At 69.6% G+C, this 18,678-nt stretch carries 18 protein-coding genes and 1 tRNA gene; 8 read left to right on the forward strand and 11 right to left on the reverse strand.

The features are described 5' to 3' along the window. Window positions 1-62 precede the first annotated feature (62 nt). From ACWGSK_RS19045 to ACWGSK_RS19085, 9 genes are all read right to left on the reverse strand, one after another. Window positions 63-4,634, reverse strand: a complete 4,572-nt coding sequence (locus ACWGSK_RS19045; RefSeq protein ID WP_358506821.1) for a TIGR02680 family protein — start codon at window positions 4,632-4,634, stop codon at window positions 63-65. Continuing rightward, window positions 4,588-5,982, reverse strand: coding sequence for a TIGR02678 family protein (locus ACWGSK_RS19050; protein ID WP_358506823.1), 1,395 nt, complete (start codon window positions 5,980-5,982; stop codon window positions 4,588-4,590). The genes ACWGSK_RS19045 and ACWGSK_RS19050 overlap by 47 nt, the downstream gene beginning before the upstream one ends. After that, window positions 5,982-6,947, reverse strand: a complete 966-nt coding sequence (locus ACWGSK_RS19055) for a DUF2397 family protein (protein ID WP_358506825.1) — start codon at window positions 6,945-6,947, stop codon at window positions 5,982-5,984. The genes ACWGSK_RS19050 and ACWGSK_RS19055 overlap by 1 nt, the downstream gene beginning before the upstream one ends. Before the next feature lie 172 nt (window positions 6,948-7,119). Next, window positions 7,120-7,662, reverse strand: a complete 543-nt coding sequence (locus ACWGSK_RS19060) for a hypothetical protein (protein ID WP_452456355.1) — start codon at window positions 7,660-7,662, stop codon at window positions 7,120-7,122. Between the two features lie 130 nt (window positions 7,663-7,792). After that, entirely contained in the window at window positions 7,793-8,116 is a 324-nt protein-coding gene (locus ACWGSK_RS19065; protein WP_358506829.1) for a hypothetical protein, read from the reverse strand. Between the two features lie 10 nt (window positions 8,117-8,126). Further along, complete coding sequence (locus tag ACWGSK_RS19070) at window positions 8,127-8,372, reverse strand: hypothetical protein (protein WP_358506831.1); 246 nt, start codon at window positions 8,370-8,372, stop codon at window positions 8,127-8,129. A gap of 13 nt (window positions 8,373-8,385) precedes the next feature. Further along, window positions 8,386-8,631: a hypothetical protein gene (locus ACWGSK_RS19075; RefSeq protein ID WP_358506833.1), complete on the reverse strand. Its 246-nt coding sequence runs from the start codon at window positions 8,629-8,631 to the stop codon at window positions 8,386-8,388. Between the two features lie 56 nt (window positions 8,632-8,687). Then, entirely contained in the window at window positions 8,688-8,933 is a 246-nt protein-coding gene (locus ACWGSK_RS19080; protein WP_358506834.1) for a hypothetical protein, read from the reverse strand. 545 nt (window positions 8,934-9,478) lie between these two features. Next, window positions 9,479-9,560 (reverse strand) — tRNA-Tyr (locus tag ACWGSK_RS19085). Window positions 9,561-9,774: 214 nt separating this feature from the next. Between ACWGSK_RS19085 and ACWGSK_RS19090 the strand changes: the two genes are divergently transcribed. Next, the gene (locus ACWGSK_RS19090; RefSeq protein ID WP_358506836.1) at window positions 9,775-10,272 is read left to right on the forward strand and encodes a YajQ family cyclic di-GMP-binding protein; all 498 of its coding nucleotides are present in this window, start codon (window positions 9,775-9,777) and stop codon (window positions 10,270-10,272) included. Window positions 10,273-10,323: 51 nt separating this feature from the next. On the opposite strand, the gene ACWGSK_RS19095 is transcribed toward ACWGSK_RS19090, so the two are convergent. Beyond that, window positions 10,324-11,184 carry a M48 family metalloprotease gene (locus ACWGSK_RS19095; protein WP_358507646.1) on the reverse strand — a complete coding sequence of 287 codons (861 nt, stop codon included), beginning with the start codon at window positions 11,182-11,184 and terminating at the stop codon, window positions 10,324-10,326. A 490-nt stretch (window positions 11,185-11,674) separates the two neighbouring features. Here ACWGSK_RS19095 and ACWGSK_RS19100 point away from each other — a divergent pair, with 490 nt between their 5' ends. The 6 genes from ACWGSK_RS19100 to ACWGSK_RS19125 all read left to right on the forward strand — a co-directional run bounded on the left by ACWGSK_RS19100 (window position 11,675) and on the right by ACWGSK_RS19125 (window position 16,967). Further along, the gene (locus ACWGSK_RS19100; RefSeq protein ID WP_452456356.1) at window positions 11,675-13,525 is read left to right on the forward strand and encodes a 2-oxoacid:acceptor oxidoreductase subunit alpha; all 1,851 of its coding nucleotides are present in this window, start codon (window positions 11,675-11,677) and stop codon (window positions 13,523-13,525) included. Then, window positions 13,518-14,597, forward strand: coding sequence for a 2-oxoacid:ferredoxin oxidoreductase subunit beta (locus tag ACWGSK_RS19105; RefSeq protein WP_358507649.1), 1,080 nt, complete (start codon window positions 13,518-13,520; stop codon window positions 14,595-14,597). The genes ACWGSK_RS19100 and ACWGSK_RS19105 overlap by 8 nt, the downstream gene beginning before the upstream one ends. Before the next feature lie 144 nt (window positions 14,598-14,741). Then, window positions 14,742-15,404: an NAD(P)H-binding protein gene (locus ACWGSK_RS19110; protein ID WP_358507651.1), complete on the forward strand. Its 663-nt coding sequence runs from the start codon at window positions 14,742-14,744 to the stop codon at window positions 15,402-15,404. Window positions 15,405-15,576: 172 nt separating this feature from the next. Next, window positions 15,577-16,116, forward strand: coding sequence for a hypothetical protein (locus ACWGSK_RS19115; protein ID WP_452456357.1), 540 nt, complete (start codon window positions 15,577-15,579; stop codon window positions 16,114-16,116). A gap of 345 nt (window positions 16,117-16,461) precedes the next feature. Next, a complete protein-coding gene (locus tag ACWGSK_RS19120; protein WP_452456358.1) occupies window positions 16,462-16,674 on the forward strand; it encodes a hypothetical protein in 213 nt (70 codons plus the stop codon). Between the two features lie 80 nt (window positions 16,675-16,754). Next, window positions 16,755-16,967: a hypothetical protein gene (locus tag ACWGSK_RS19125; RefSeq protein ID WP_358507656.1), complete on the forward strand. Its 213-nt coding sequence runs from the start codon at window positions 16,755-16,757 to the stop codon at window positions 16,965-16,967. Window positions 16,968-17,063: 96 nt separating this feature from the next. Here ACWGSK_RS19125 and ACWGSK_RS19130 read toward each other — a convergent pair whose 3' ends face one another. Beyond that, window positions 17,064-17,603 (reverse strand): GNAT family N-acetyltransferase, encoded by a 540-nt coding sequence (locus tag ACWGSK_RS19130; protein WP_452456359.1) that lies wholly within the window; start codon window positions 17,601-17,603, stop codon window positions 17,064-17,066. Between the two features lie 163 nt (window positions 17,604-17,766). Between ACWGSK_RS19130 and sigJ the strand changes: the two genes are divergently transcribed. Then, on the forward strand, window positions 17,767-18,675 hold the full coding sequence (gene sigJ, locus ACWGSK_RS19135) for an RNA polymerase sigma factor SigJ (RefSeq protein ID WP_358507659.1): 909 nt from the start codon (window positions 17,767-17,769) through the stop codon (window positions 18,673-18,675). Window positions 18,676-18,678 lie beyond the last annotated feature (3 nt).

Consider the following 18,678-nt stretch of genomic DNA (forward strand, 5'->3'; position numbering starts at 1 on the left):
TCAGCAGACTAGGGCAGGAAAGGATCAAGCCCGCTGGTGATGCCTACAACACGAGGCGTGGATCACACCCCCACCAGTTTCCTCCGGCTGCCGTCCCAGGTGAAGTGCAGGGTCGCGATTCCGGGCACGTTGGGGTCGCGCAGGCATTCGTAGATGTTGAGGCTGGGCACGCTCGCGAAGCAGCCCCAGACCCGTTCGGAGGTCAGCACGAAGTCGAGGTCGAGTTCGACCAAGAGACCGAGGAGCCTGCCGTGGGTGGGTTCGTCGACCTTGGCGAAGGCGTCGTCCAACAGGATCAGGCGAGGCGCCCAGGGCGCCCGGACCGCGAGGGCGTCGAAGTGGGCGGCCGCCCCCGCGAACAGCACCAGGTAGGCGACCACGCGCTGTTCGCCCTGGCTGAGGGCGGTGCGGTGGCCCAGACGGCGTTCGTCACCCGCGGAGTCGGTGACGTACACGGTGAACGTGAACCAGGACCGGTAGTCCAGGGCCGCGCGCAGTTGGGCACCGCCCGTGGCGGTCGGGTCGAGTCGACGGATCGCCTCGATGCAGCGGCGCAGCGCGTCGCGTAGACGGGTGGTCTGGACGCGGGTGCGTTCCTCCGGCGGTGTGGCCAGCAGGGGAACGACCGCCTCGACGTCGGCGCCCGCGTCGGGGGCCAGGCTCCAGTCCAGCCGCACGCCGAGACCGGCGGAGGTGGTGACGTCCTTGAGGACGTCGTTCATGGTGGTGATGAGGGCGCGGGCCTCGTCGATCTGGTGGGACAGGTGTCCGGCGAGCTCCCCGAGCAGGTGGCGTTCGAAGGCCTCCTCCTCCGCGATGGCGACGGCCTCCTCGGCCTTGGTCACGGACGCCGCGACGTGTTCGGCGTAGGCGGTGACGTCGTGGGCCCCGTCCTCGTCATGGACGGTGAGGCGTTTGACACCCCGGGGTTCGGTGAGTTCGGTGCGGGTCTGCGCCCGGCCGACGGAGGTGAGGAGACGCTGTAGGTCCTCACGGCTGCCGAGGATGGCGCTGTCGTCGACCTCGGTGACGTCGGTCTGCGCGGCCAGGCCGGTCTCCAGCCGTTCGACGAAGTCGGCGAGGAGGTCCAGGCGGGTGTCGGGGCCGACGGGTTCGGTGTCGGCTCCGGTCTCCAGGGCGGCCAGGTAGCGGGTCAGCGGGCCGTCGTCGGCGGCGCTGTCCTCCAGCCCGGCGGCGCGCAGCAGGACGGCGTCGGGACGGGTGTCCTCGGTCCCCTTGACCGCCTTGGCCGCGGGGTCGCCGAGGGTGGTGACCGCGCCGACCAGGTTCTCCCCCGTGGCGAGGGCGCGACGGACCTGTTCGGCCCGTTCGATGGTGGCCGCTTCCAGGCGCGCCTCGGCGGCCACCCGGTCATCGCGTGCTTGTTGGGCGCGGCGTTCGAGTTCGGGAAGGCGTTCAGCGGCCTCTTCGGCTCGGGCGCGGACCTGCTCTCGGGCAGCCTCGATCTGGTCGCCGGGCACTCCCCGCGCGCGATCGCCCAGTTCGAACTGGCGGCGCACGGTGATCATGTCGTCGATGGCGCCGGCCCGGGCGTCCTCGGCGGCCAGACGCGCCGATCGGGTGCGGCTCCAGGCCGCGACGTGACGTTCGTGGTCGGCCAGCTGCCAGGCGAGGACTTCGAGGTCGCGCAGGGCCGAGGCGATGAGGACGCGGAGGTGGTCCATGGCCCGCAGGGCGCTGTCGAGTTCGGCGCGCGTGGTGGGCAGACCCTCCGCCCCAGCGGCGTCCTTGAGGCGACGGCGAAGGTCGAGGAGCTCGGTACGGGCGTCGTCGGCGGTGGCTCGGGCGGTGTCGTGCGCGCGACGGGCCGCGGCGACGTCGGTGCGGCCCACGTCGAGGGTGGCCCAGGCCCGGACCAGGGGGGAGGCGTCCGGCAGGTCCCGCGAGACCTCCAGGAGTTCGGAGTAGGAGTGCTCCACCGCCCACCGTCGTTCGCCGGCTTCGGCGAGGAGGGCCTCGGCGATGGCCATGCGGCGGTCGGTGTTGGCGGTCTGACGGTCGCGGGCGCGTTTGCGGGCGGCCTCGCCGATGTACTCCGGTTCGGTCTTGGTGTGTGCTCCGGAGGCCACGCCCAGTCGCCAGCCGCCGGAGAGCGACATGGAGCTGACGGTGGCCACGGAGCTGTCCCGGCGGTGCTTGGCCTCGGTGTCCTCCGCGGAGGCACCGGTCGACTCCGAGCCCAGGGCGATGGAGGCCAGCAGGGCGCGCAGGTTGTCGTTGTCGACGCCACGGTCGGGGACGGCGACCGGTACGAGCACGTCGAAGAGGGTGCGGCCCTTGGCGGGGCGGGCCGGGGTGATCATGAGGTCGCGGGTGGCGGGGTCGTACAGGGTGCCGTCGGAGCGGATCCAACCGGCGAGCAGACCGCTGGCCTCCAGGGCGGCTTCGAGCCCGGCCTGTTCGCGGGTGGTGAGCCCGTTGGCGAAGTCGACGGCGAGGTGGAAGGGGACTCCGTCGGAGTCTGGGCGCGCGTAGGTGGCCCACGCGGGGCGCTCGGGTGCGGCGTCGGCGTTCTTGGCCTTGCGTTCGGCGAGCTCGGCGAGTTCGTCGGCGAGCTGGCCCTCCTCGTTGACGGCCACGTCACGTCGGGCGCGCAGCTCCTCCAGGAGCGGATCCACGGCGGTGTGGGCCAGGCGGGCGACCTTGGCCGGTACGTCGGGGTCCAGCACGCGCAGCGCGTCGGAGATGGGCAGCTCCACGCTGCCCTCCAGCTCGTGGATGGCGTCGCCCAGGGCGTGGGCGTGGCTGGAGTCGCGCAGGCGCGCGGCCCAGGTGCGAACGCCCTCGGCGTAGGCGGCGCTCTGTTCGCGCAGCCCGGTGATGGCGTCCTGTTCCCGGGTGTGGGTGTGTTCGAGGGTGGCCTGGGCGCTCTCCGACTCGCTGGTCAGGGCGACCAGGCGACGGTCCGCGGCGGTCTCGGCGCTGGTCAGGCCGGTGAGGCGGGCGGCCTGGTCGGTGCGGTCGGCCGCGGTGTCGGCGGCGGCGGTGAGCCGGTCGTGCAGCCGGCCCAGGTTCTCGCGCAGGTCGTCGAGGTCGATGCCGTCGACGGGGGCACGTTCCACGGCCTGTTCGAGGCCTTGGATGTCCACCCGGGTGGTGCTCTCGCGGGGTGCGTGCACGGTGGTGCGGGTGTCGGGGACCCGGCCCAGCGCGCGGGGATCCAGGCCGGCGGCCGTGGCGGCGCGACCGGCTTCGGCGTGGGTCTGTCGCAGGACGTCGAGGGCGCGTTCGACGGCGGAGACGTCCTCGCCCAACCGCTCGATCGCGTGGTCCTCGGTGGTGGCGGCGTGTTCGGCGGCGGCCCAGGCCGCCTCCGCGGCACGGATGTAGGCGCCCACGGCCGCGTCGTAGGCGCGACGTTCGTTGGCGGTGGCGGTGGCCGCGTCCTGCTGGGCGGAGGCGAGGGTTCCGTCGTCGGCCTCGGCGGTGTCGCGGGTGCGGCGGGCCTGGTCGCGTTCCTCGGAGATCTGGCTCTCGTCGGAGATGAGCTCGTCGAGTTCGGCGCGCAGCCGGTCGGTCTCGTCCACTCGTCGGTCACGGGCGTCGAGCTGTTCGCGGACCTCGGCGGCCCGGGCGCGCAGGGTGTGGACCAGGTAACCGTGATAGTCGGTGAGGAACTCGGCGATGCCGCCGTCGGCCTCGGTGAGGGCGTTCTTCTCCGCACGGGCCTGTTCGAGGTCGGAGATGTTGCGGGCCACCTCGTCCAGGACCGACTCGTCCATGGGCGGCAGGGCCTCGGAGAGCACGCCGACGAGTTCGCCCGCTTCCAGGCGGTCGCCGATGGTGGGGCGGCGCAGCCGGTAGAGCAGGTGGATGAGGTTGCGATAGCGGACGGAGTCGTCGATGCCGAACAGGGTTCGCATCACCCGTGCCCGGTAGGGGACCGCGCTGGTGAAGCAGTTGTCCGCGCCGATCTCCGAACGCAGCCGGTCCACGGGCTTGGGTCGGCCGTCCACGACCAGGTCCAGGTCGTATCCGACCCGGCGTTCGGTGACGAAGAAGACGCAGCGCGGGTCGGAGTCGCCCACGGCGAGGACGGCCGCGCCCAGGGTGAGGTAACGGGGTTCCTCGCCCTCGGGTTCGGGTTCCGCGATGGGTTCGGCCTGCGCCGCGAGCAGGGCGGAGGCGGAGTTGGGTCCGGTGGTGTGGGCGGCGGCGTCCAGGCCGCGGTCCCCGCGCGCGGTGGTGAACTCCACCCACAGGTAGCCCAGGCGGGTGGCGGGGCCGGGGGTCGCGTCGCCGTCGTCGGAGGTGCCGTCGACGAGGTCCTCGGGGCCACCGAGCAGGTCCGGACCGGTCTCCTCCTCGATCGGGACACGGCCCGCGCGGGGGTCGTCGGACATCAGCCAACGCAGGCTCGTCCGGTTGGTGCCGGTGGTGTCCAGACGTCGCACGTCCCCGTCCAACAGGAACGGCAGCAGCATCTCCAGGGCCTTGGACTTGCCGGCGCCGTTGCGGCCGCGCAGCAGCAGCCGCCCCTCGGCGAAGTCCAGGACGTGGTCGTCGTACTGCCAGACGTTCCGGATGCCCGCGCGTTCGAGGCGGTAACGGGGGGTGGGGGCGGGGTCAGCCGGAGGCTTCCCGTGGGCCTGGCTCGTCTCCTGTGTCACCACTGGTCGCGCTCACCTTCTCGTTCGCCACCGCTTGCAGCACGGACGCCACCCGGTCGAGGTCGCTACGGGGGTCGTCCCGAGGCTCGGGCTCCTGTCGACCGGAACCGCGCGGTTGTTCTGGGTGTGTCCGGTCTTCGGGATGTGTCCGGCTGTCTTCGCCATTGTCCTGGATCCGGGGGACGCGATGGTCCACTTCCGCGCCGTACCTCGCGGCGATGGCCGTCAGTCTTCGGGCACCGGGTTCGCCCCGGAGCAGTCCGAGCCCGGTGAGAAGTTCCAGGACGAGGGCGAAGAGGCGTTCGGGCTCGGGGATCTCCGGCCCGGCGGTGCGCGCCCACTCCGCGCGCACCGGTGCGTCGGCGCCACCGAGCGCGTCCAGCGCGACCTGGAGTTCTCGCTCGGGGATGGGAACGGACGTGGTCGGGCGGCCGGGGTTCAACAGACCGGAGAGGTGGCGGACCAGGGCCAGCGCGGTGTGTCCGACCGGGTCGTCGGAGGGGAAGCGCGGGCGGGCCATCGCCTCGTCGGGCATGACCAGGGCCACACCCTCGGCGCGGATCTCGGTGTCGCAGCCCAACAGGTTGCCCAGGGCGGACGCGGCGCGCCACTGGTGGGCGGCGAGCAGGTCGCGCTGCCGGTCGGAGAGCTCCTCTCGGTGCACGACGGCGGTCTCGGCGAGCAGGCGTCGCAGGGCGACCTCTCCCGCCTGGTCACTCTCGGGCTCGGGGTCGACCGCCTCGGCGAGGAAGGTGTCGGCGTCCGTGCCGGCCCGGGGCAGGTGCGCGGTGACCGTGCGCAGGGCCTCGGTGTCGGGGTCGAGTTCGGCGTCCATCGCGGCGTCGGCCTGGTGGGCTCCGATGGTGCCGGAGGCCTCGGTGAGCGCGCCGAGGTCGACCAGGTGGAGCAGGGCGGCGCAGTAGGCGCGGCGTTCGCCCAGGCCACGGGCGGGATCGGCGTCGATGCCCGCCTCATGGGCGGTCGCGCGCACGGTGGCGGCGAGGGAGCGCACGCTGACGGGTCCGTCGTGCTCGACCAGGACCGCGAGCGTCAGGGCGAGGTAGGTCAGGGCCCGGGGGGTGAGTCGGGAACCGTCCGCGCGGGTGATCGGTCCGGTGACCTCGTCGACGAGCCCGCGTTTGCCCAGGCGGGCGTGGTCGTCGGCGACGGTGAGCCGGTAGCCGAGCACGCGTTGGAAGCGCTGGACCAGCCACTCGTTGTGCGAGCGCACCAGGGAGAACTCGGCCGGGTGCGCGGCACGGGTGAGCAACGGGTGGGCCATGAGGGCGCGCGCGGCGGCCTGGCGTTCCCCGATGAGGGCGGCGTCTTCGCTGTAGGCGTTCGTCTCCATCACCCCCACCTCCGCGTCCAGGGTGTTTGCGTGGTGATCCCGATGGGACCGGTGTTCTGGGAGTCCGGGTCCGGCCCGGGGAGGCTATCGGTGTCGGTCGGCTCCTCGACAGGGGCCTGTGCGGTGTCCTCCTCCGGAGCCGCGAAGGCCGGGGGCACGGCGTGCGGTGTTCCGGTGGGCGGAGTTTCCGCGGGGGGCGGTTCGAACGGGACCGGTTCCACCGGTTCGGGGGTGTCCGAAACAGGTTCCGGAGGGGTGGTCGGGGTCCGGGCGACCGGATGTTCCGGCGGGTCGGGTGTGACGGCGCGGTCGGCGGGGACGTCGATGAAGTGCTGACCGTAGGGGGTCACGCACAGGCGCAGCCCCTCCAGGCTCAGGTCGCCGCCCTCGCCCCGGGCGGTGACCTCGGCTCCCGGCGCCGCGATGACGTGCAGGCGCAGGCCGAACTCCAGGTCACCGGCGGAGGTGGGACGCCGGGAGGCGTCGCCCGAACCCAGAGCGGCGGTGAGGAGCTCCATGAGGACCTCCATGCCGGCGCCGGACAGGTCCAGACGGGCGTCGTCGCCGGTGGGCTCGGCCAGCAGGGAGCGGATCTGGTCGGCGCCCGCGCGGCGCCAGTGCGCCGAGGACTCGGCGGCGTCCCGAAGGCGGGCCTGTTGGGCGCGGTGGTCCCGGACCGGTTCGGGAGGGCGGGCACCGGGGTGCTCGGTGATGGTGCTGCGGTCGGGTTCCCCCTGCCACCAGCTGGTGGTCGCCGCGACGCTGTCGTCGACGCGTCCTTCCAGGTGACGGGCGGGGTGGAGGGCGAAGGCCGCGGTCGCCAAGGCTTCGGCGCGGTCCGGTTCCGCCTCCTCGAACCAGCCGGCCAGACGCAGCAAGGCGGCGCGTCCGTGCCGTGGCACCGGCCGATCGCCGTTGCCCCGTCCGTCGTCCGCGCGGTCGTTCGTCCACTGGTTGAGTCCCACAACTCAGCAGACTAGAGACCTCTCGGGCCCGCCACGCCCGGTTCGGCTCCCTCCGCCCTCGGTGAGATTCCCTGACACCCGTTCTGAACAGGTGTTTTGTCCCAACTGTGGCGTTTGTAAGGATTCTACGAAGAGCCGGGGAACTCTTCGACGTCACCTCATCCCTGGACGCCTACTGCGGGACCCCGAGCCGGCCCTCGTCCGCCTGGTCGAAGGCCTCACGGGTCTCTTCGGGCATGTCGTCGTCGTAGTCGGTGATCGTGTACGTGGAGAAGTACATGGTGCCGTCGACGTCGACGGGATCGCCGAGTTCCACGTCCACGTCGTAGGGGTCGTCCTGGCACCCCTGGTCCATGCACCAGGTGCCCAGGACCTCGCCCTCTCCGCGGGCTCGACCCTCATCCCACTCGTCCCACTCCATGTCGGTGAAGGTGGTGAACTCGGTGGCCACGTACTCCGTGGGTCGCTGCTCGTCGAACCCGGCCTCGTCGCCGTAGAAGTTGAGGACCTGGACGTCCCCCTGGGTCGCCGCCTCACCCTCTTCGTCACGCTGGTCGTCGTCACGATCGTCGTGGTCGTCGTGCTCGTCGCGGTCACGTTCGTCGTCACCGTTGCCGTCCTCGGCCGGAACGTCGTCCCGGTCCGGCTCGTCCTGGTCGCCACAGGCGGAGAGCGCCAGTGCCAGGACCGCGCCGATCAGTAGTGCACGCTTCATGTCGCCTCCTGGGTCTCAAGTCCCCATCATCCCGGTGTGAACGCGAAAGGCCCCCCGGCACACGCCGGGGGGCCTTCCAACAACCCTGTTCCGTCATCGGGACCGGATCGGACCCGTCGGACTCGGGCTACTAGTAGTAGCCGTTGCCCTTGTCGCCCTCGTGACCCTTGTGGTCCTCGTGGCCTTCGTCACCCTCATCGTCACGGTCGTGTTCGATGTTGGTGCTCGTCGGGCCGTTGACGCAGTCACCGGCGGTCTGCGGCGACAGGATCGGCACGTTGGCGCCGACCAGGCCGACGGCCAGCTCGGTGTTGCACAGCTGGACCGGAACCAACTGCAGGTTCTGGTTGAACTGCTGGTCGCCACCGTGCGAGGCGAAGGCCGGCGCGGTCGCGAGCATCGCACCCATGGCGATACCGGCGATGGCGGTGGCGGCGGTGAACTTGCGCAGCATCTACGGACCCCTAGTCGATGTTGGTGCTGATGGGGCCGTTGACGCAGTCGCCCGTGGTCTGCGGCGACAGGATCGGCGCGTTGACACCGGCGAGGAGTCCGACGGCCAGCTCGGTGTTGCACAGCTGGACCGGGACGGCCTGCAGGTTCTGGTTGTACTGCTGGTCGCCACCGTGAGAGGCAGACGCCGGAGCGGCGGCGAGCATGGCGCCGAAGGCGATACCGGCGATGGCGGTGGCGGCGGTGAACTTACGCATTCTGGGAACTCTCCTAGTCGATGTTGGTGCTGATGGGACCGTTGACGCAGTCGCCCGTGGTCTGCGGCGACAGGATCGGCACGTTCACACCGACCAGGCCCACGGCGGCGCTGGTGTTGCACAGCTGGACCGGGACGGCCTGCAGGTTCTGGTTGTACTGCTGGTCGCCACCGTGCGAGGCGGACGCCGGAGTGGCGGCCAGAATGGCGGAGAAAGCGGCACCAGCGACGAGGCCGGCAACGCCGAGCTTACGCAGCATTGAATTACCTTTCGGAAGAATTTGGGATAGCGTATCGGTCGGACCGATTGCCGGAACTAGCTGATGTTGGTGCCGATGGGGCCGTTCACGCAGTCGCCCGTGGTCTGCGGCGACAGGATCGGCACGGTGACGGCGACCAGACCGACGCTGCCGGTCAGGTTGCAGGACTGAACCGGAACCAGCTGCAGATTCTGGTTGAACTGCTGGTCACCACCGTGCGAGGCGTGCGCGGGAGCTCCCATGAGGAGCGCGCCCATCGCGGCACCGGCGACCAGGCCAGCAGCGGTCAGCTTCTTGATCATGTTTCCCCCGAGAAATCATGCGAGGCATTGACAGAAAAAGACGCAGGCGCTTCTTGCACCTGTGTCGCGGTGGACTGTGGCAATCATTATCCGGCCCCGCTTTTTTGTCAACGCCGAAACTCGGAAGTCATTTTGTCCATATTGCCGGATCAATTCTTTTCGTCAGGCAACCCAAATACGACAATGCGCTGATTTATCAGCCCAGCCGAGCCGCTCCGCCATCCCACGAAAATCACTCAGGGTGATCACTCTGTGGCCCTGGCGTAACACCTTCGCGACCACCCGAATCCCCCGAGCACCACGGCGGTCGCGGCGAACAGGCCCGAAACCACGACGCGTCGTCGCCTCATACCGCCGGCCCTGATCCATCGGCTCTCGACAGTGGTCGCGTGGTCGAGTCGGCGAGCACGCCGCGATGCGCCTGGGAGTCGATGTGGTCGCGCCGCCCCTCGGGGCACCCTCCCGCGAGGCGGTCCTGGGGGGCAGGGAACGCGAAAGGCCCCGGTGGCCAGCGTTTCCGCTGTTCACCGGGGCCTTCCCCAGGGTGGCAGGTGAAGGATTCGAACCTTCGAAGGCTAAGCCGACGGATTTACAGTCCGCTCCCATTGGCCGCTCGGGCAACCTGCCTGGGCTGCGGCGACGTGTGTGTCGCTGCGCATGAATGACAATAGCGGATGATCGGCCCCAACCTGAAATCGGATCCTGAGGCGCGTCCCCCACCAGCGGCTTCGGGTGTGCGCGGCGGGGCGCGGCTAAGCTCTGAAGCCGGCCCGCACCGGGCCGAACAGACGTGCACGGGTATCGCCCGTGACCCACGAGAGCTAGCGGGGTGTGAGAGTACGTGGCCGCCGAATCCAGTTTCGACGTGGTGTCCAAGCTCGACCGTCAGGAGGTCGACAACGCCCTGAACCAGACAGGCAAGGAGCTGGCCCAGCGGTTCGACTTCAAGGGCACCGGGACCACCATCGCCTGGCAGGGTGAGAACGGCATCGAGATCAAGAGCAGCGCCGAGGAACGCGCCACGGCCGCCCTGGAGGTCTTCAAGGAGAAGCTGATCAAGCGCAAGATCTCCCTGAAGGTCCTGGACGCCGTCGAGGAGCCCAAGCCCTCGGGCAAGGAGTACCGCCTCCCGGTGAACCTCAAGGAGGGGATCACCACCGAGGACGCCAAGAAGATCTCCAAGCTCATCCGCGACGAGGGACCCAAGGGTGTCAAGGCGCAGATCCAGGGCGAGGAACTTCGGGTCAGCGCCAAGAAGAAGGACGACCTCCAGAACGTCATGACGCTCATCAAGGAGAAGGACTTCGACCTGGCCCTCCAGTTCGTCAACTACCGCTGACGCACCGACGTTCGACGGCCGCCCGCCATCGGCGGGCGGCCGTCGTCGTGTTCAGCCCAGGTCCCACTTGCGGCGCAGCTCGCGCAGGCGTCGGATCCGCTCGGCGATCGGTGGGTGCGCCGAGAACAACCGGCCCACCGGCCCGGGAAACGGGTTGGTCGTCATCAGGTGCGCCGTGGCCAACAGCACCCGCTCCCGTGGCAGCGGGTGGGCCCGGTTGCCGGACTCCAGCTTGCGCAGCGCGTCGGCGAGCCCCAACGGGTCCCCGGTGAGTTCGGCGGCGTGCTCGTCGGCACGGAACTCTCGGGCCCGTCCCACGCCGCAGTAGACGACCACGCCCGCGAGCGGCGCCAGCACGGCCAGCATCAGCCCTCCCAGGAGGTTGGGCATGTCCGTCTCCTCGGACTCCCCCAACGGCAGCAGGAAGGTCACGAGGGTGAGCGCGGTGATGAGGGTGGTCAAGGTCGCCGCGACCGAGCTGAGCAGTGTGTCGTGCGAGCGGATGTGCGCCAACTCGTGGGCGATCACGCCGCGCAGCTCACGTTCGTCGAGGACGCGCAGCAACCCGGTCGTGCAGCACAGGGACGCCCGGCGCGGACTGCCCCCGGTGGCGAAGGCGTTGGGCGTGCGCACCGGCGCCAGGTACAACTTCGGCATCGGCTGCTTGGCGGCCGTGGCCAGTTCCCGAACGATCCGATACAGCTCCGGGCGCTCGATCTCGCTGACCGGTCGGGCCCGCATCGCCCGCAACGCCAGGGATTCCCCGAACAGGTAGACGAGGATCCCCGCGCACAGCACCAGGGCGATCGCGATCTGGACGCCCTTCTGGGCACCGCAGAACCAGCCGACCACGACGATGAGCGCCGAGGCTCCGGCGAACAGGCCGACCGCGCGGACCGCGTTGACGTGCACGCGCCCTCCCTTCCGGTGTTCGCCGGTGTCCGGCTTTTGATGCGTACATGGTGACAAACGTGCGGGTCGGCGTCTCGCGTTCCCCATGTGACCGGTCGGTGTCGCGGTCCGCGCCATCAGCGCGCGAACACGGGCCGAACGGGCGTGTGTGACAATCGCCACCCGCCCGGCCTCCGACCGGCATCGACGACCTATAGTGCGAACGTGGTCCTCGTCACTACGCGCACCGAGGGGACGGAAGAACTCCGTCCTCGTGGTGGGTGGTGGGCCGTGTCGTCGAAGGTCGGCAGCCACGCGCGATCCGGCCGCGGTACCCGCACCGCACACGCCGCACCGGGTTGGCGCACCCGGCGCGTGTGGGGGCCACGACCGAAGTCCCCGCCCCCGACCATGGCATCCGGCCCGCGACGGTGCGGTCCGGCCGGGGGTGGAACACCCGAGCGCCGCCGCCTCCACGACCGGCGGCTCACCGAGGAGGTCGTCGATCTCAGTGGCCAAACAGATCGAACAGCTCGACCGCGTCATCATCCGCTTCGCCGGCGACTCCGGCGACGGCATGCAGTTGACCGGTGACCGATTCACCCAGGAGACCGCGTCGTTCGGCAACGACCTGTCGACCCTGCCGAACTTCCCGGCGGAGATCCGCGCTCCGGCCGGCACCCTTCCCGGTGTCTCCAGCTTCCAGTTGCACTTCGCCGACCACGACATCGTGACCCCGGGGGACGCCCCGGACGTATTGGTGGCGATGAACCCGGCCGCGCTCAAGGCCAACCTCGGCGACGTGCCCAAGGGCGCCACCATCATCGTCAACACCGACGAGTTCACCAAGCGCAGTCTGACCAAGGTCGGCTACGTCTCCGACCCGCTCACCGACGGGACCCTCGACGGGTTCAAGGTGAGCGCGGTGGGGCTGACCTCGATGACGGTGGCGGCCCTGGCCGATTCCGACATCTCCAAGAAGGACGCCCAGCGCGCGAAGAACATGTTCGCCCTGGGTTTGTTGTCCTGGATGTACAACCGCCCGACGGAGGGGACGACCTCGTTCCTGAAGTCGAAGTTCGCGAGCAAGCCGGACATCCTCGACGCCAACCTCAAGGCCTTCCGGGCGGGGTGGAACTTCGGGGAGACCACGGAGGACTTCGCGGTCTCCTACGAGATCAAACCGGCTCGGCTGCCCTCGGGTACCTACCGCAACATCACCGGGAACCTGGCCACGGCCTACGGGCTCATCGCCGGGTCCAAGCGTTCCGGGCTCCCCCTGTTCCTGGGCTCCTACCCGATCACCCCGGCCTCGGACATCCTGCACGAGTTGTCCAAGCACAAGCGGTTCGGGGTGCGCACCTTCCAGGCCGAGGACGAGATCGCGGGGGTGGGCGCGGCCCTGGGCGCCTCCTTCGGCGGATCGCTCGGTGTGACCACCACCTCCGGGCCCGGCATGGTGCTCAAGCAGGAGACCGTGGGGTTGGCCGTGATGACGGAACTCCCCCTGCTCATCGTGGACGTGCAGCGGGCCGGCCCGAGCACCGGCATGCCCACCAAGACCGAGCAGACCGACCTGTTGATGGCCATGTACGGGCGCAACGGCGAGTCCCCCGTCCCGGTGGTGGCGCCCTCCTCCCCCGCGGACTGCTTCGACGCGGCGATCGAGGCCACCCGGCTGGCGGTGAAATACCGCACGCCGGTGGTGGTGCTCTCCGACGGCTACCTCGCCAACGGCTCCGAGCCGTGGCGACTGCCGGACGTGGCGGACCTTCCGGTCATCGAACCGGACCTGGCCACCGAACCGAACGGTCCGGACGGCACCTACCTGCCCTACCTGCGCGACGAGGACACCCTGGCCCGCCCGTGGGCGGTTCCGGGCACGGCCGGGTTGGAACACCGCATCGGCGGCATCGAGAAGCACGCCCAGAGCGGCGACATCTCCTACACCCCCGGCAACCACGACCTCATGGTCCGCACCCGGCAGGCCAAGATCGACGCCATCGTGCGGGATATCCCCGAACTGGAGGTGTCCGATCCCACCGGGGACGCGGAGGTGCTCGTGTTGGGCTGGGGCGGCACCTACGGGTCCATCACCGCCGGGGTGCGACGGGTACGGCGGGCGGGCGGCAGTGTGGCCCAGGCCCACCTGCGCCACCTCAACCCGTTCCCCGCGAACCTGGGCGAGGTGCTCGGGCGCTACGAGCGCGTGGTGGTGCCCGAGATCAACCTGGGCCAGCTGGCGCTGCTGCTGCGCGGCCGCTTCCTGGTCGACGTCATCGGTTACAACAAGGTCCGTGGTCTTCCCTTCAAGGCGGAGGAGCTCGCGGGTGTGCTGCAGGAGGTCATCGACCGTGACTGAGAATCCGAACGGAACCGGGCACGTTCACGACGAGGACGGCCTCGCCGGACTGCGACTGGTGCCCAAGACCGACGCCCCGTACAAGATGAAGGACTTCAAGTCCGACCAGGAGGTGCGCTGGTGCCCGGGCTGCGGTGACTACGCGATCCTGGCCGCGTTCCAATCGTTCCTGCCGCAGCTGGGGGTGCCGCGGGAGAACATCGTGATGGTGTCCGGGATCGGCTGCTCCTCTCGGTTCCCGTACTACCTGAGCACGTACGGCGTGCACTCGATCCACGGGCGCGCCCCGGCGATCGCGACGGGGTTGGCCACGAGCCGACCGGACCTGTCGGTGTGGGTGATCACCGGCGACGGCGACGGGCTGTCGATCGGCGGCAACCACCTCATCCACGCGCTGCGTCGCAACGTCAACATCAACATCCTCCTGTTCAACAACCGCATCTACGGGCTCACCAAGGGCCAGTACTCCCCCACCTCCGAGGCCGGGAAGATCACCAAATCCTCACCGGTGGGGTCGTTGGACCACCCGTTCAATCCGCTGTCGTTGGCGCTGGGCGCGGAGGCGGGGTTCGTGGCCCGGACCGTGGACTCGGACCGCAAGCACCTGACGTCGGTGCTGCGGGCCGCCGCCGACCATCCCGGCGCTTCGTTCGTGGAGATCTACCAGAACTGCCCGATCTTCAACGACGACGCCTTCGAGCCGTTGAAGGACGCGTCCTCGCGGGACCTGAGACTGCTGCGGATGGAGCACGGTGAGCCGCTGCGGTTGGGGCCGGATCGCGGTGTGGTCGCGGGCGAGTTCGGTGGCCTGGAGGTCGTCGACGTGGCCGAGGTCGGTGAGGAGCGGTTGATCCGCCACGACGCGCACCGGGAGGACCCGGGTTACGCGTTCGCGCTGTCGAGGCTGGACCGGCCTGCCTTCGAACACGTGCCGATCGGGGTGTTCCGGGACGTGCGCCGGCCCACCTACGACGATCTGTTGAACGAGCAGATCGAGGACGCGCGGTCCGAACGCGGCGACGGTGAGTTGGCCGCGTTGCTGGCCGGCGGCGACACCTGGACCGTGGACTAGTGGGATAGGGGCCCGGCGGTCGCCCGATCACGAGGCCGATCGTCAGGTCGCTCCGGATATTCCCCCGGACGTCGTCGAGAAGTTCACAGGCGACGTCCGGGGCGGCCCTCGGTCCACCGCGGGTGAAGGCAATACGCTGCCCCCATGCGAATCGTCATCGTCGGAGGACACGGGAAGATCGCGCTGCGACTGGCCAGGCAGTTGGCCGACCGCGGCGACACCCCCGTGGGCCTCATCCGCAACCCCGACCATTCCCAGGACATCGTCGACGCCGGGGCCGAGCCGGTCGTGATCGACCTGGAGCAGGCCACCGTGACCGAGCTGACCGAGAAGATCATGGGCGCCGACGCCGTGGTGTTCGCGGCCGGCGCCGGACCGGGCAGCGGCGCGGAGCGCAAGGAGACCGTCGACCACAAGGCGGCGGTGCTGACCGCCGACGCCGCCGCCCTCGCCGGGGTGCGTCGCCTGGTCCAGGTGTCGGCGATCAACGTGGACAAGCCGGTTCCGGAGGACACCGGTGAGGTCTGGAAGGCGTATGTGGCGGCGAAGAAGGCCGCCGACGACGACCTCCGTCAGCGCGACCTCGACCTGGACTGGACGATCCTGCGCCCCGGAGGTCTGACCGACGACGCCGGAACCGGTCGGGTGGACCTGGGTGAGGAGGTCGAGCGCGACACGGTGACCCGTGACGACGTCGCCGCCGTGATCGTCGCACTTTTGGACGAACCAGGAACCGTCGGCCGGGTTCTCAACCTGGTGAACGGTGAGACACCCGTCGTCGAAGCCGTCCGCGCCGCCGCCGGCTGATCCTTGACCGCGTATCGCGGGGGCGGGGATCCGTTCGGTCTCTGTGGCCAGATGCACCTATAGAAGGCATGATGGTTTCGGAGCCCGGCGGAATCCCGCCACGGTGGACGCGGACGACCGGGAACGCCCCGACGGGTGAATCAGCTCCGCAGAGCAGATGGGTACGGTTTTCATGAGCGTCACACAGGTCGTCAGGGATAGCACGGTCGTCGAACACGCCAAGGTCGCCGCGCAGCAGAAGCGCCGGATGTTCATCATCCAGCTGGACGTCAACGCCTACGACGAGGCTTCGAGCAAGCTGCGTCCTGGGCTGACCCGCATCCTTGAGGGGATCGAGGAGGCCGGCTGGCGTCTGGACCTGATCACCCCGAGCGAGAACGGGGAGTCCCAGGCCGCCCGCCTGTTCATCTTCCGCCCCGACGCCGAGGCGCTGAAGGCGAAGGAGTCGGCGCAGGCCGAGGCCCAGCAGCCGCAACAACCCCAGCATCCGCAGGACGGGACGGGGCAGCAGGTCGCCTACCCGCAGCACCCCACGGGTGCGCAGCAGCCGGACCCGTACGCGGGTTACGGCCAGGGTTACGGTCAGCAGCCGCAGCAGTACCCGGGCTACGACCAGCAGCAATACCCCGGATACGGGCAGCAGCAGCCGGGCTACGGGCAACAGCCCGGCTACGGCCAGCAGTACCCGGGTTACGGCCAGCAGGGCTGGTAGTCCCACCAGGTCCTCGGGCCCGTACGGCGGATCCGCCGTACGGGCCTTTTTGTGCGTTCCATGCGCTTCGCACCCCCGCGCCGTGTCCGACATGACCCTCTATGAGCGGACAGCCACGGATTCCGATGCATTCGCCAGAAGCCTGTTCTAGTCGTGCTTTCGGTTGTGTAACGCACTGGTGGTTCCATGCGGTGACATGTCGGTCATACCGCCTGGGAAGCCGAGGAAACTCTGGGGAAACTCTGGAATCTTCGCGGAAACTACTTCAGGCATGCATCCGGCTACGCTAAGTTAATTACGGCGGCCGCAGCCAACCCGTTTTAGTACTTCCGAAAGGTGACTCACATGTCCCGTATCGCCAAGCTTTCCGGATTCGTCCTGGCCACCGGCCTCGCCTTCGCCGCCTTCACCGGCACCGCCGCGGCCGACAACAACGCCGACGTCCAGAACATCACCATCCCGATCTGTCTGGACGTCCTGAAGGCCTCCGGCGTCAGCGCCAGCGGCTGCAACGTCGTCGACTGGGACGCCACCTCGGGCATCGCGGTCGGCGACTGATCACCCGGTAGTCATCCGGGTCGGCTTCATCCGGCCACCGTCACCACCTGTACACAGCGAACCGCAAAGGAACACTCACCATGAAGCGCATCACCGCCGTCTCCGGTCTCATCCTCGCCACCGGCCTCGCCCTGGGCGCCATGTCCGGCACCGCCGCGGCCGACAACAACGCCGACATCCAGAACATCACGGTGCCCGTCTGCGCCGACGTCATCAGCTTCGCGGGCTTCAGCTCCGAGGGCTGCAACGTCATCGACAACGACTTCAACTCCGGCATCAGCGTCATGGACTAGTAGTCCACGCTCCTCCGGCGACGACGCGGGGCACGGCGAATCCATCGCCGTGCCCCGCGTTCTGTTCCCTCACCGCCCCGCGCACGCGGAACCGGTTCAGCCCTTGCAGGGCCCCTCGGGACTCCAGGTGTCCGGGTCGGTCACCAGGCGCGCGTGCGACGCGGTGTCGTAACGGGAGGTGCCGTACCGCAGCTTGGCGCGCTCGGTCCCCTCCGGCAGCAGCCCCGCGCGGCCCAGCGCCAGGCACGAGCCCGGGTTGTCGAGTCGGTGTCCCGCCTCCACCCGGAACAGGCCCAGCCGGTCGAACGCGAAGCGCGAGGCCAATCTCGCCCCGGCCGTCGCGACCCCTCGTCCCTGTTCCGCCGGGTGCGTCCAGAAGGACAACCAGCCCAGCTCGTGTCGGCGGCTGGTCACCGAGATCTGCACGTGCCCCAACGCCTTGTCCCGGTCATCCACCACGGCGAACCCGTGGACGTCGCTCTTCCCGGCCAGTTCGGTCCGGTACTCGATCCACTCTCGGGCCTGGTCCGGGGTTCGGGGGAGGTCGCCGGGCTCCTGCCAGACCAGTTCCTCCCAGGCGAAGGCCTCCAGCAGTCGGTCGACGTCCCCTCGGTTCCACTCACGCAGTCGGTACAACGACGCTTCCCCTCCTCGAATCCACCGACCGCGCCGACCTGGAGCGCGTTCCGCGTCGGTCGGGGGTCACCGTTCGGTCCCTCTCCGCGGTCTGAGAGGCGTTTCGGAGAATATCGGACGGGGACGTGTCACGGACCGCGCACGGTGGTACGTCTTCCCTGTCATGACGACGACAGAGGTCTTCGAAGAGCATCGCTCCCTGTTGAACGGGGTCGCCTACCGGGTCCTGGGCAGCGCCAACGACGCCGAGGACGTGGTCCAGGAGGCCTGGCTGCGCTGGTCCGGGGTCGATCCCACCGAGGTCGACGACCCGCGTGCCTACCTGGTCACCGTGGTCTCGCGGGTGGCCATCGACCGGTTGCGGCGGGCCGGTTCCCGACGTGAGTCCTACGTGGGCGAGTGGCTTCCCGAACCGGTCAGCGACCTGCCCGACGGCGCCGAACGGGCCGAACTCGCCGACTCGGTGGAGTTCGCCCTGATGGTGGTGTTGGAGACGCTGAGTCCGTTGGAACGTGCCGTGTTCGTCCTGCACGAGGCCTTCCAACTGCCCTACGCCCAGATCGCGCAGGTCATCGGGCGGGGTGAGGCCACCACCCGACAGTTGGCCAAACGCGCCCGCGACCACGTGCGGGATCGCCGACCCCGATTCGAGGCCGACCGGGCCGAACGACGGCGGATCACCGAACGCTTCCTCCGGGCCTGCCTGGAAGGGGACCTGGACGGGCTCAAGGGCCTGCTCGCCGACGACGCCACCCTGGTGAGCGACAGCGGTGGCAAGGCCAGGGCTCCCCTACGGGTACTGCGCAGCGCGCACAAGGTGGGTCGCTTCCTCGCGGCCGTCACCGAGGAGCGCAACGCCACCCGGTTCCTCGCCTCGGTCGGCGTCGAGGGCATGGACGCCCTGGACATCAGGGTCACCGAGGTCAACGGCGGTCCGGGGGTGCTGATCTCGGCGGCCGGGGACGCGGTGCTCATGATCTCCCTGGACGTCTTCGAAGGGCGGGTCCAGCACGTGTATCTGTTGGTCAACCCCGACAAGTTGTCACGTTTGAGCGTGGTCGACCCGTCCTAGGGA

The sequence above is a fragment of the Nocardiopsis sp. NPDC055551 genome, from assembly GCF_053619415.1.

Bases quoted from the DNA above. Each gene is read 5' to 3' on its own strand.
- ACWGSK_RS19050 (WP_358506823.1), bottom strand. From the start codon at position 5,982: ATGGAGACGAACGCCTACAGCGAAGACGCCGCCCTCATCGGGGAACGC.
- ACWGSK_RS19075 (WP_358506833.1), bottom strand. From the start codon at position 8,631: ATGCTGCGTAAGCTCGGCGTTGCCGGCCTCGTCGCTGGTGCCGCTTTC.
- ACWGSK_RS19065 (WP_358506829.1), bottom strand. From the start codon at position 8,116: ATGCTGCGCAAGTTCACCGCCGCCACCGCCATCGCCGGTATCGCCATG.
- sigJ (WP_358507659.1), top strand. From the start codon at position 17,767: ATGACGACGACAGAGGTCTTCGAAGAGCATCGCTCCCTGTTGAACGGG.
- ACWGSK_RS19060 (WP_452456355.1), bottom strand. From the start codon at position 7,662: ATGAAGCGTGCACTACTGATCGGCGCGGTCCTGGCACTGGCGCTCTCC.
- ACWGSK_RS19080 (WP_358506834.1), bottom strand. From the start codon at position 8,933: ATGATCAAGAAGCTGACCGCTGCTGGCCTGGTCGCCGGTGCCGCGATG.
- ACWGSK_RS19120 (WP_452456358.1), top strand. From the start codon at position 16,462: ATGTCCCGTATCGCCAAGCTTTCCGGATTCGTCCTGGCCACCGGCCTC.
- ACWGSK_RS19125 (WP_358507656.1), top strand. From the start codon at position 16,755: ATGAAGCGCATCACCGCCGTCTCCGGTCTCATCCTCGCCACCGGCCTC.
- ACWGSK_RS19070 (WP_358506831.1), bottom strand. From the start codon at position 8,372: ATGCGTAAGTTCACCGCCGCCACCGCCATCGCCGGTATCGCCTTCGGC.
- ACWGSK_RS19110 (WP_358507651.1), top strand. From the start codon at position 14,742: ATGCGAATCGTCATCGTCGGAGGACACGGGAAGATCGCGCTGCGACTG.
- ACWGSK_RS19115 (WP_452456357.1), top strand. From the start codon at position 15,577: ATGAGCGTCACACAGGTCGTCAGGGATAGCACGGTCGTCGAACACGCC.